10 protein-coding genes are annotated in these 12,886 nt (G+C 40.9%); 3 read left to right on the top strand and 7 right to left on the bottom strand.

The annotated features are described in order from the left end of the window. Positions 1-16 precede the first annotated feature (16 nt). The 6 genes from AC58DT_RS04830 to AC58DT_RS04805 form a co-directional block, all read right to left on the bottom strand. Positions 17-352 (bottom strand): ribonuclease Z, encoded by a 336-nt coding sequence (locus tag AC58DT_RS04830; RefSeq protein ID WP_497215702.1) that lies wholly within the window; start codon positions 350-352, stop codon positions 17-19. Next, entirely contained in the window at positions 342-1,280 is a 939-nt protein-coding gene (locus AC58DT_RS04825) for an aspartate carbamoyltransferase catalytic subunit (RefSeq protein ID WP_497215701.1), read from the bottom strand. The genes AC58DT_RS04830 and AC58DT_RS04825 overlap by 11 nt, the downstream gene beginning before the upstream one ends. 47 nt (positions 1,281-1,327) lie before the next feature. Further along, positions 1,328-1,867: a bifunctional pyr operon transcriptional regulator/uracil phosphoribosyltransferase PyrR gene (gene pyrR, locus AC58DT_RS04820; RefSeq protein ID WP_497215940.1), complete on the bottom strand. Its 540-nt coding sequence runs from the start codon at positions 1,865-1,867 to the stop codon at positions 1,328-1,330. A 142-nt stretch (positions 1,868-2,009) separates the two neighbouring features. Next, positions 2,010-3,860: a 30S ribosomal protein S1 gene (gene rpsA / locus AC58DT_RS04815; protein ID WP_497215700.1), complete on the bottom strand. Its 1,851-nt coding sequence runs from the start codon at positions 3,858-3,860 to the stop codon at positions 2,010-2,012. 633 nt (positions 3,861-4,493) lie between these two features. Beyond that, complete coding sequence (locus AC58DT_RS04810) at positions 4,494-7,163, bottom strand: DNA gyrase/topoisomerase IV subunit A (RefSeq protein ID WP_497215698.1); 2,670 nt, start codon at positions 7,161-7,163, stop codon at positions 4,494-4,496. 127 nt (positions 7,164-7,290) lie between these two features. Then, on the bottom strand, positions 7,291-9,141 hold the full coding sequence (locus AC58DT_RS04805; protein WP_497215696.1) for a DNA topoisomerase IV subunit B: 1,851 nt from the start codon (positions 9,139-9,141) through the stop codon (positions 7,291-7,293). Positions 9,142-9,420: 279 nt separating this feature from the next. Between AC58DT_RS04805 and AC58DT_RS04800 the strand changes: the two genes are divergently transcribed. The 3 genes from AC58DT_RS04800 (at position 9,421) to AC58DT_RS04790 (ending at position 11,722) form a co-directional block, all read left to right on the top strand. Further along, entirely contained in the window at positions 9,421-10,341 is a 921-nt protein-coding gene (locus AC58DT_RS04800; RefSeq protein WP_497215695.1) for a DnaJ C-terminal domain-containing protein, read from the top strand. After that, positions 10,341-10,631 (top strand): chaperone modulator CbpM, encoded by a 291-nt coding sequence (locus AC58DT_RS04795; protein WP_497215694.1) that lies wholly within the window; start codon positions 10,341-10,343, stop codon positions 10,629-10,631. The genes AC58DT_RS04800 and AC58DT_RS04795 overlap by 1 nt, the downstream gene beginning before the upstream one ends. Positions 10,632-10,717: 86 nt before the next feature. After that, positions 10,718-11,722 carry a phosphatase PAP2 family protein gene (locus tag AC58DT_RS04790; RefSeq protein ID WP_497215693.1) on the top strand — a complete coding sequence of 335 codons (1,005 nt, stop codon included), beginning with the start codon at positions 10,718-10,720 and terminating at the stop codon, positions 11,720-11,722. 57 nt (positions 11,723-11,779) lie between these two features. On the opposite strand, the gene ychF is transcribed toward AC58DT_RS04790, so the two are convergent. Beyond that, the gene (gene ychF, locus AC58DT_RS04785) at positions 11,780-12,874 is read right to left on the bottom strand and encodes a redox-regulated ATPase YchF (protein ID WP_497215692.1); all 1,095 of its coding nucleotides are present in this window, start codon (positions 12,872-12,874) and stop codon (positions 11,780-11,782) included. Positions 12,875-12,886: the final 12 nt, after the last annotated feature.

Raw genomic sequence — 12,886 nt, 5'->3', positions numbered from 1 at the left:
ATTGGCAATCGTAAATTTAAAATCCAAGGTCTCTTTCAATCTCCTCCATTTCCACAATATCACCTGCTTCTTGAAGCGTTGGCACAACGATCATTTCAAAGGGAACTTCGTCTACCTCGATCGCATCGTTTACGATTACGAAGGATTGTTTAGTTTTTCGGTGAAGGTTTGAGGTTTTAAGAAATTGCAATAATTGCGGCAATTCCAGCGTATCGTACTTCAAAAGATTCAATACTACATTTTGTCCTTTGTATTTTGAAGGAACCTGGCTTTCTATAAATGAAGCAAAGTCAATAATATCGTCCTTTTCATCTTCAAGGACCACATAGTTTGGGTGATTCTCAATCTTCATGATGTTTTATTTTTGAAGCCAATAAATAGATTACCGCCATACGTATGGCAACGCCGTTCTGTACTTGTTCCAAAATAATGGATTGTTTGCTGTCCGCAACATCGCTCGTTATTTCAACTCCTCGATTTATCGGGCCAGGGTGCATCACAACAATTTCTTTATTTAGGGAATCGAGTATTTTTTTATTGAGTCCGAATTGCTGTGTATATTCCCGAGTTGTAGGAAAATAACTGATGTCCATCCGTTCGTTTTGCACGCGTAGCATATTTGCCACATCGCACCATTCCAACGCTTTGCGAAGGTTTGTTTCAATCCCTACATTAAGTTTTTCTATATATTTAGGAATAAGCGTTTTAGGACCACAGACCTTAACTGTTGCTCCAAGTTTTTGAAGTGCAAAAATATTTGAAAGTGCAACTCGTGAATGGAGAATATCACCAACAATTACCACGTTTTTACCAGCAACATCCCCGAGTTTTTCACGGATGGAATACGTATCCAGCAAAGCTTGCGTAGGATGTTCGTGGGCACCATCGCCTGCGTTAATAATGCTGGCATTTACGTGTTTTGAAAGAAATACGCCCGCGCCCGGATTGGGGTGGCGCATCACCACCATATCCACTTTCATTGAAAGGATATTATTTACGGTATCAATCAGCGTTTCGCCTTTCGTAACAGAGGAACTCGAAGAAGCGAAGTTTATAACGTCTGCGGAAAGCCTTTTCTCTGCAAGTTCAAAGGAGAGCTTGGTACGCGTACTGTTTTCAAAAAAGAGATTGGCAATGGTAATGTCGCGAAGCGAAGGAACTTTTTTGATGGGCCGATTGATAACTTCCTTAAAATGATCTGCCGTTTCGAAGATGAGTTGAATATCGGCTTCGGTGATGTATTTTATTCCCAGTAAGTGGTTTACACTTAGTTCGCTCATGTTCGGTTATCGGTTATCGGTTGTCAATTTTCTGTTTCAGTTTCGTTTCAATTTTTTACTAGGTAAACTGCGTCTTCCCCATCGTTCTCTTTCCAGCATACTTTTACTTTTTCACCATTGATTGCATCTACTTGTCTTCCTCGATAATCTGGTTGGATTGGTAAATGGCGGCTGAAACGACGGTCTATCAACGTCAGCAATTCAATTTCCAAAGGTCTTCCGAAAGATTGAACGGCAGTCAATGCGGAGCGGATGCTTCTTCCGGTGAAGAGCACATCGTCTATAAAGACTACATTTTTATCCTCAACAATAAAATTTATTTTGGTTTTGTTGGCCTCCAATGGTTTTTCACCTCTTCGGAAATCATCGCGGTAAAAAGTAATGTCCAAATATCCAAGCTTAATGTTCTTGATTTTGTATTCGGTTTCTAGGAGGGTTTTTAACCTTTCGGCTAAAAAAACGCCCCGTGGCTGTATGCCGATAAGTACTGTTTTGGAAAAATCGTCGTGTTTTTCGATCAATTGGCAAGCCAAACGGTTAAGCGCAATGTTTATCTCGGTTGCGTTCAGTAACACTTTTTGGCTCATAGGAAGTTCTGAATTGTATTCAGGAAGCAAAAATACATTTTTTTTGGCTTTTTAAAGTGAAGTATTTGAAATTGATTATGTCTAAGGCATAAAAAAAGCCTTTCGTTTCAGAAAGGCTTTTCGTTATTTATAAATGAAACGATTATTTTTTACCGTCCATTTTGTCTTTAAGCTCTTGCAATTTTGCATTGGCATCACCTAATGTTGGCTTTGCCTCCTCAGCATCCTGAGCTTGCTTTTTCGCGGCAGCTTTTACAATCTTCGCTTCTTCTTCTTTGTGAATAGTCATATGTGAAGCAACCACTTTCTTGAATTCTTTGTTGAATTCAATAATTTGGAATTCTGCTTCATCACCTTTCTTCAACATAGAACCATCTTCTTTTTCAAGGTGACGGCTTGGTACGAAAGCTACGATATCATCGTTAAATTTTACAGTTGCGCCTTTGTCAACTACCTCGTCAATAGTGGCAGTGTGCTTGGTTCCTACAGAAAATTCGTCTTCGTATTTATCCCAAGGATTTTCTTCGGTTTGTTTGTGACCTAAACTAAGTTTACGGCCTTCAACGTCCAATTCCAATACAACCACTTCAAGTTCGTCACCAATGTTAGTGAATTCACTTGGATGCTTGATTTTCTTGGTCCAAGAAAGATCGCTTATGTAGATAAGACCATCGATACCTTCTTCAAGTTCAACAAAAACACCAAAGTTGGTGAAGTTGCGAACAATACCTTTGTGGCGTGAACCAACTGGGTATTTTTTAGTGATATCAGTCCATGGGTCTGGAGTCATTTGCTTAATACCAAGGCTCATTTTGCGTTCTTCCTTATCCATTGTAAGGATTACCGCTTCAACCTCGTCACCAACATTTACGAAATCCTGAGCGCTACGTAAGTGTGTGCTCCAAGACATTTCGCTAACGTGGATAAGACCTTCAACACCTTCAGCAACCTCAATAAACGCACCGTAGTCTGCAATAACAACTACTTTACCTTTTACTTTATCACCAACTTTCAACTCTTCTCCAAGAGCTTCCCATGGGTGAGCGTTCAATTGCTTAAGACCTAATTGGATACGTGTTTTATCTTCATCGAAATCAAGAATTACAACGTTCAATTTCTGATCAAGTTCAACAATCTCATTCGGGTGGTTGATACGTGACCAAGAAAGGTCTGTAATGTGAACAAGTCCATCAACACCACCAAGATCAACGAATACACCGTATGAAGTAATGTTTTTAACAACACCTTCAAGTACCTGTCCTTTTTCAAGTTGGCCGATGATTTCTTTTTTCTGCTCTTCAATATCCGCTTCAATAAGCGCTTTGTGAGAAACAACAACGTTTTTAAACTCGTGGTTAATTTTAACAACTTTAAATTCCATTGTTTTACCAACGTAAACGTCGTAATCACGGATTGGTTTAACATCAATTTGCGAACCTGGCAAGAAAGCTTCGATACCGAAAACATCTACGATCATACCACCTTTTGTGCGACATTTTACGTAACCGTTTACGATTGTAGCTTCGTCGTGGGCAGCATTTACGCGATCCCAAGCCTTAATGGTTCTAGCTTTACGGTGGCTAAGAATTAATTGACCAGTGCTGTCCTCACGAACGTCGATCAATACTTCTACTTTGTCACCAACTTTTAAATCTGGATTGTAACGGAATTCGTTCAATGAAACAACACCTTCACTTTTCGCGTTAATGTCAATGATTGCATCACGATCAGTGATGTAAACCACTTTCCCTTCAACAACCTCGTCATCTAGTGTGTCAACGAAATTCTCTGCTACCAGTTTTTCGAATTCCTCAAGCTTTCCGTCGTCGATAGGATCAATTCCCTCTTCATAGTTGTGCCAGTTGAATTCCTTTAGAAATTTTTCAGGGTTGCTTTCCTTTAAGGAAACTTCCTTTTGGGGTTTTGTAGCTTCCCCGTTTTGAGTTGCAGTATCTTCTACCTGCACTTCTTCTTTGTTTGCTTTATCAGCCATTTGTTTGTAAAATTGATTTTCACCGCAAATGCTTTAAAAATCAATGCTTTGTATTCTGCGCTCTTTCAGGATTTTACTGCGACTATCCCACAGAAGGGTTTATTTTTATTTTGCTTCAATTCCTCTTATTCCTGACTCGTCGCTAAGAGGGGTGCAAAAATAGTGTTTTTCTTTTGAAAATCAAAAGGTTTGTAAGTTGAAACTGTAGAAATATTCTTTTGTATAAAATGCGTAGTGTTTCTTGGTTAACCAAAAGCTATAAATTTTACAAAGATCCTGCATTTTGGTTTCAATAATAACTCTATATCTACAGCTTTAGGGTTCATTACAAAAGCATTATGGTAGGCATAGAGAAAAACATTGCCGGTTTTTATCCTATCAAATATAGTAATCGAAATTTCTCAGAATTTGGCGCACTGTAGATAATCATAGAATCATTAATACCAATAAATTCAGTGTTATTTATAATCCACACTGTGTTCATTCAGTAGATTTCATACTGTATTCATACTTTATTTATGGCTTTTCTATGGCTTTTCTATGGCTTTGGGAAGGCTTTTATACGGGTGAACCTAGGGTTGGGGTCGTCTTAAAATAAAATGGAAACGGATTTTATATAATTATTTCAAAACATCAAAACAATCGTCCCTGCCCATCATTATCGGTAATGGATTCATCGGTTTCGTTTTCATCTTCGGGAGTATTTGTTTCCTCATTCAAATCCTCTTCATCCACCACGTCCATTTCCTTTGGCTCTGCAGGGGCGGGAGGCGTATATGGAAGCGGCTCCATCGTGTTAATTTCCAAAACCTTTTCTTTGGTCAACTGATTCCCCATAGCTGTGATTCCTTTTATAGCAATGAATTCCTCCAAATTCAATTCCATGTTTTCCTCGCGCTCCTGCCCTCTTTTTTTGGCGAAGACCACTTCGGCCATTGGGCGGTAATCGGTAAATATTTTTTCTAAATATGAATTGGAATGCTCGGTAATTATAGTTTCCTCTTTATCGGGATGTTCAATAAAGAAACGTTTCACATAAAACAATTCCTTTTCGCCTTCCCAATAAATGGCGCTCAACGGTTTTTTGGGGTCCCACTTTTCAAGAATTATCATATCGTCATCAAAACGAAGCTGAAGATCTGGCACAACGGTTTTTACTACTCCGCTCTGCTTCACGATCAGCAACCTATCCTCTTTTCTGAATTCACCCAAAAGTTCGCCGCGTTCGTCAACATTCAATCGCTGCACTGAATCGTCAAACCATATTTTACGGGGTTTTAGCGTTGAAAGACCTTTCTCTTTCAATTCAATTTTTTTGATAGAATATTTGGTGACAATATTTCCTTTGGAATTTCTTCCCTTCACCAACTGATCGGCAAAATCCAGATCGAACTTCAGCTTTTTAATGCTTCCGCTTTGGCGCAGATAAATGGTTACAACTTCTGCCTCGCCATTCGGATTGGCCGTAAAATAAAGCACTTTGGAACCTTTGGTTCCGTTGGTCATATCGTACTCCTTATCACGGGTGATGGAGGTTACCGCAAAACGTTTTACGTAATTTGCGCCGCGGGCACCGTCGCGGTAAATCATATTGTAAATGGTGCGTTTGTCCTTCTTTTTGAAAACCGCCACGTGGATTATATTTTTTCCCACAAAAGTTTTGGCGTCCACTTTGGTGACCATCATTGTTCCGTCCTCGGTGAAAACGATAATGTCGTCAATATCGCTGCAGTCGGTAACGTATTCATCCCGTTTTAGGCTGGTGCCCACAAAACCTTCCTCGCGGTTTACGTAGAGTTTTGTGTTTCTGATTACCACCTTTGTGGCCTCAATATCATCAAAAGTCCTGATTTCGGTTTTGCGCTCTTTTCCAGCGCCATAATCCTTTTTCAGCCTTTTGAAATAATCTATGGCATACTCAATCAAATGTGCTAAGTGATGCTTTATTTGAGCGATGCTATCTTCCAATGCCTCAATCTTTTGCTGCGCCTTATCAATATCGAATTTTGAAATTCTTTTGATTCGAATTTCAGTCAATCGCACAATATCCTCTTCGGTTACGGCACGCTTCAAATGCTGAATGTGCGGCTGCAGCCCTTTATCAATTGCGGCAATTACACCTTCCCAAGTTTCCTCTTCCTCTATGTCGCGATAGATTCGGTTTTCAATGAAAATTCTTTCAAGGGAAGCAAAATGCCACTGTTCCTCCAATTCATCCAATTGTATTTCAAGCTCACTTTTCAACAGTTCCACCGTGCGGTCGGTACTTCGGCGGAGCATTTCAGAAACACCAACAAACAAAGGCCTGTTATCCTCAATTACACAACCGAGCGGCGATACCGAAGTTTCACAACCCGTGAATGCATAAAGCGCATCAATGGTTTTATCGGGGGAAATGCCGCTGGGCAAATGGATCTGGATTTCCACTTCGGCAGCGGTGTTGTCCTCTATCTTTTTAATTTTTATTTTTCCTTTGTCGTTCGCTTTGAGAATGGTATCAATCAGCGATGAAGTATTGGTTCCAAAGGGAATTTCAGTAATTACAAGTGTGTTTTTATCGAGTTGGTTAATGCGCGCCCGGCTACGGATTTTTCCGCCGCGCATCCCATCGTTGTAATCGGCCACATCCATCAATCCACCCGTTGGGAAATCTGGATAAATCGTGAATTTCTTGCCCTGCAGATGCTTGATGGAAGCATCAATAAGTTCAATAAAATTGTGCGGAAGGATTTTGGTGGAAAGTCCCACTGCGATTCCCTCTCCGCCTTGGTTCAACAGCAATGGGAATTTAACCGGAAGGTTGATTGGCTCTTTTCTACGGCCGTCGTACGAAGCTTGCCAGCGGGTAACTTTTGGATTGTAAACCACATCCAAGGCAAACTTTGAAAGCCGCGCCTCAATATATCGCGAAGCGGCGGCACTATCGCCAGTTAAAATATTTCCCCAGTTTCCTTGGGTGTCGATAAGCAAATCCTTTTGGCCAATCTGCACCATCGCGTCGGCAATACTCGCGTCCCCGTGCGGGTGGTACTGCATGGTATGCCCAACAATGTTTGCGACCTTGTTGTAGCGTCCATCGTCCAAATCTTTCATAGACTGCATAATGCGTCGCTGCACGGGTTTAAAACCGTCCTCAATTGCAGGCACGGCGCGTTCCAGGATTACGTAGCTGGCGTAATCCAAAAACCAGTCGCGGTACATGCCGGTAACCTTTTTTATGGTGTCGCCGGAGGTATCGTCGTTTACGCCCAAATAGTCGGGGCCTGTTTGTTCTTCTTCGTTATTGTTGAGTTCGTCACTCATTGAATTATTCTCTATTCTTTATTTTTATTCTCTACGTTCTCTGCGTCTTGGCGGTAAAAATTCCACCTCAGAGTCGCAGAGGACGCAAAGTTACTCCTATTAACAAACTGCTTCTGAATGCTGCAAGCTATTCTTCCACCCTATCAAGTTCCACCTTCAAATTATCAATAATAAATTCCTGTCTATCGGGTGTGTTTTTCCCCATATAAAAGGAAAGTAATTCTTCAATACTCATCGATTTATCGAGCATTACTGGATCCAGGCGAATGTCGTTGCCAATAAAATGCACAAATTCATCGGGTGAGATTTCACCCAAACCTTTAAAGCGGGTTATTTCAGGTTTTGGTTTTAGTTTTTCTATGGCGGCTACTCTTTCTTCTTCGGAATAGCAATAGATGGTTTCCTTCTTATTTCGAACGCGGAACAGCGGCGTTTGCAGAATATACAAATGTCCTTCTTTTATCAATTCAGGGAAGAACTGAAGGAAGAATGTGATGAGCAATAAGCGAATGTGCATCCCGTCCACATCGGCATCCGTGGCGATTACGATGTTGTTGTACCGCAAATCTTCCATGGAATCCTCAATATTCAGTGCCGCTTGCAACAGATTGAATTCCTCGTTTTCATACACAATTTTTTTAGTCATTCCGTAAGTATTCAACGGCTTTCCACGGAGTGAAAAAACGGCTTGCGTATTTACGTCGCGACTTTTGGTAATACTTCCGCTCGCGGAATCTCCCTCGGTAATAAAAAGTGTAGATTCCAGATTGCGTTCGTTTTTCACGTCTCCCAAATGCACACGGCAATCGCGTAGTTTTTTATTGTGAAGATTCGCTTTTTTAGCGCGATCTTTCGCGAGTTTTCGGATGCCGCTCAACTCCTTTCGTTCACGTTCGGCCTGCACTATTTTTCGCTGAATGGCATCAGCAGTTTCAGGGTTTTTATGCAGAAAATTATCTAGCTGTGTTTTTACAAAATCATTTATAAACGTTCGCACCGTTGGCAGATCGCCGCCCATATCGGTTGAGCCGAGCTTAGTTTTTGTCTGGCTTTCAAAAACGGGCTCCATCACTTTTATACTGATTGCTGAAACGATAGACTTACGCACATCGCTGGCATCGTAATTTTTATTGTAGAATTCTCGGATGGTTTTTACCAACGCCTCGCGGAAAGCAGCTAAATGCGTACCGCCCTGGGTTGTGTTCTGTCCGTTCACAAAACTGTGATATTCTTCGCTGTACTGGGTTTTACTGTGCGTTATGGCAACTTCGATATCATCACCACGTAGATGAATTATGGGATAGGCCATATCTTCGTCGCTAATGGTTTCCATCAAAAGATCTTTTAAACCATTTTCGGAATAAAACTTTTCGCCGTTAAAATCTATCGTCAGTCCCGGGTTGAGATAGACGTAGTTTTTCAGCATTTTTTGAACGTATTCCGTGCGGTACTTAAAGTTTTTAAAAATACTTTCGTCGGGAATAAAAATTACTTTCGTTCCCTTTCGCTTTGTAGTTTCTTCAACGGCAACATCATTGGTCAATTCGCCCAGGGAAAATTCCGCAGCCTTCATTTGGTTATCGCGAACGGATTCAACTTTAAAAAATGCAGAAAGGGCATTTACGGCTTTGGTACCAACACCGTTCAAACCAACGGATTTTTTAAAGGCGCGGCTGTCGTACTTTCCGCCCGTGTTCATTTTTGAAACCACATCGATCACTTTTCCAAGCGGAATGCCGCGGCCATAATCGCGAACTTTTACTTCTTTGTCCTTAATGCGTACTTCGATAGTTTTTCCTGCACCCATCACAAATTCGTCGATACAGTTGTCTATAACCTCTTTCAGAAGTATATAGATCCCGTCATCTGGCGAAGAACCGTCGCCCAGCTTCCCAATATACATACCGGGGCGCATGCGGATGTGTTCTTTCCAGTCAAGCGAGCGTATGTTGTCTTCGGTATATTGCGTTTCAGCCATAAAGATTTGGTGTAGGGTTGCTAATATAAATATACGGGAGCACTTGTGAAACCAATACCTCGGAAAGTAATTAACAATAAAGCGAGGGGTTTTGTTAGTAAAATTCCCCCCATCCCTCAAAAGGGGGAAAGTCCCCTCCTGACCTCCCCAGAGGGGAGGAGTTTCGCACGGGTTCCCCCTTTGAACGATAGGAATTGCTAAACTTTTGTGAAGAATGAGTATTGTCATTGACTTGTTGGATTACTTTTTATAATTTCATCTCACAAATAAAACACCTTAATGGAATTTATAGATTACTACAAAATTCTCGGGCTGGACAAGAATGCGTCCCAGGCCGATATAAAAAAGGCATACAGAAAACTTGCCCGCAAGCTCCATCCCGATTTAAACCCCAATGACAAGGACGCCCAAAAAAAGTTCCAACAACTGAACGAAGCCAATGAAGTACTGAGCGACCCTGAAAAGCGCAAGAAATACGACCAATACGGTAAGGATTGGCAGCACGCCGATGCATTTGAGGAAGCCAAGCGACAGCAAGGCGCGCAAGGATTCGGTGGCGGATTTGGTGGGCGAAGAACATATTCTGGCGGCGGACAGCAATTTGACGAAAGCCAATTTTCAGACTTTTTTGAATCGATGTTTGGCGGTGGCGGTTTCAGCAGTGGTGCTGGACGCAGACAGACTGCACAATTTAAAGGGCAGGATTTGAACGCTACGCTTCGGCTAAATCTGACTGATATTCTGAAAAGCCAGAAACAAACCATCAGTCTTGGGGAGAAGAAAATCCGGCTTACCATTCCCGCAGGCGTTGAGGACGGGCAAACCATCAAGATAAAGGGCTACGGCGGCGATGGGATGAATGGCGGCCCAAAGGGCGATCTTTTTATCACTTTTGAAATTTTCAACAATACGGCCTTTAAACGCGTAGGCAACGATCTTTATAAAACCGAAAATATAAATCTATACAAAGCTATTTTGGGCGGCGAAATCACAATTGACACCTTGGATGGAGCCGTAAAACTACAAGTGAAGCCCGAAACCCAAAACGACACCAAAGTGAAACTGAAAGGCAAAGGACTTCCCAAATACAAAAAAGAAGACCAGCACGGCGATTTATTTGTAACTTATAAAATTGATCTGCCGAAAAACCTTTCTGAAAAAGAAAAGGAACTGTTTAATGAACTTTCAAAACTGAGATAATGGCACGAGAGAAATACATATTGGTAAGTCACTTTTGCAAACAGACACAGATAGAAATTTCCTTTGTGGAAAATCTTCACGAATATGGGTTAGTGACTTTTGAAGAAAAGGAAAACCAACTTTTTATGGACGAGAAGGATATTTCTGAAATAGAAAAAATGTTTCGCCTCCATAACGATCTGGGAATTAATTTTGAAGGACTGGACGCTCTTAACCAGCTACTGAAACGTATGCGAAAGATGGAAAGGGAAATGGATCTGCTTCAGAAAAGACTGCGATTGTATGAATGAGCATTTCCAAAAAGAACGGTAAATTCTAATTAATGAAATGTTAAATGGAATTTGCGGAAATGTGCAAACCCATATCTTTATCTTCTATGAGAAAAACAACTATACTATTCGCTTTATTGGTTTCTGTAAACCTCTTCGCACAACAAACCAATTTCAATTCAACAAATTCAATCAATAACCAAACAGCATCCTTAAATGATGAGGAGATAGATTCAGATTATTTGGATACTGAAAATCAAAATTTGCAAAAAACATCTTCAGTACTTAATTTTAATCCAAAGGATAAAACTGTTTTTGAGACCCAAAAGAGTAATTCACCCTATGAGTGGAAATGGGTTCGTGATGGAATTTGGACGGGTGCAGCACTTGGAGCTAGCGCCTATGGCTTGATACTTATAAAAAATAAAGACGATTTGTCCTTGGCAGAGCGGGAAAAGTTTTTAAATGAAGAAAGCCTTCAAAAAGAAATTGATAAATTAAATTTTCTGGATCAATGGGTTGCGGGTAAGCATAATGAAGACGCAAATGCAATTAGTGATATTCCTTTTGCGCTTTCCTTTGCAGCACCATTTGCCCTTTTATTTGATGATGAAATTAACGACCACACCGGACAATATGTGGGACTTTATATAGAAAGTTTGGCTACCACTGCAGCCATTTATACAATAACTGCTGGCTTGGTAAATAGAAGTCGTCCGTATGTTTATGACAACAGCGGGGAAACAACAAATGATAGACGATTTAAAAATAACGGCCAGCGTTCCTTTTATTCGGGACACGTGGCAGCTACTGCAACAGCAACGTTTTTTGCGGCAAAAGCATATAGTGATTTTAACCCTGATGCCAATGGCAAAGTTTGGGTTTGGACTGGCGCCGCAGCTTTACCTGCAGCTGTGGGAGTCTTTAGAATGGAGGCCGGACAGCACTTTTTGACCGATGTACTTTTAGGTTATGTTTTAGGAGCAGGAACTGGAATTTTAGTTCCCGAATTACATAAAAAGAAAATGGAAAACATAGATATATATCCAAGCTCCGGAACCAGTTTTAATGGTGATAGTTATAATGGAATGGCTTTTAGATATACTTTTTAGAATTAGAAATTCTAAACAATAAAAAATCCCGCAATAGCGGGATTTCTTTTATTCTGATTATACATTGAATCGGAAATGCATTACATCGCCATCCTTGACAATGTACTCCTTCCCTTCTACACCCATTTTGCCAGCTTCTTTTACTTTGGCCTCGCTCCCGTAGGTTACATAATCATCGTATTTTATTACTTCGGCACGGATAAAACCTTTTTCAAAATCGGTATGTATTACACCGGCAGCTTGCGGTGCCGTAGCGCCAATGGGAATAGTCCAAGCTCTTACTTCCTTCACACCAGCAGTAAAATAGGTTTGGAGATTTAATAATTTATAGGCACTTCGGATTAACTTTGCCGAACCTGCCTCTTCAAGCCCTAAATCTTCCAAAAACATTTGGCGTTCTTCAAAAGTTTCCAACTCGGTGATATCTGCTTCAGTGCCAACGGCCAATACCAAAACCTCGGCATTTTCATCTTTTACTGCTTCTTTTACTTTTTCAACATAAGCGTTTCCAGTGGCGGCGGAGCCTTCGTCAACATTGCAAACATACAGTACAGGTTTATCTGTAATGAATTGTGTATTTTCAATGAACTCTTCTCTTTCACTTTCGGTTAAATCGATTGCGCGTACAGAAATTCCAGCTTCCAGCCCTGCTTTTACTTTCTGCAAAGCTGCTTCTTCCTTTTGGGCTTCTTTATTTCCGGTACGGGCGGCACGTTTCACTTTTTCAAGTTTTTTGTCAACCGTTTCCAAATCCTTCAACTGAAGTTCAATATCAATCGTTTCCTTATCACGTATTGGGTTAACACTTCCATCAACGTGAACAATATTATCATTGTCAAAGCAACGCAAAACGTGCAGAATTGCATCAGTTTCGCGGATGTTGCTCAAAAACTGGTTTCCAAGCCCCTCTCCCTTGCTAGCTCCTTTTACGAGACCTGCAATATCAACAATTTCAACCGTGGCGGGCAATACACGCTCAGGCTTTACCAATTCTTCCAATTTCAACAAGCGTTTATCGGGAACGTTTACAACACCCACATTTGGCTCTATTGTACAAAAAGGAAAATTGGCGCTTTGTGCCTTGGCATTTGATAAACAATTAAATAGGGTGGATTTTCCAACGTTTGGCAATCCTACGATACCTGCTTTCATTAAATATAATTT

The sequence above is a fragment of the Aequorivita sp. CRS11 genome (assembly GCF_059693805.1).
The sequence above is the reverse complement of the archived record's forward strand: the minus strand, read 5'-3'. Positions and strand labels throughout refer to the sequence as shown.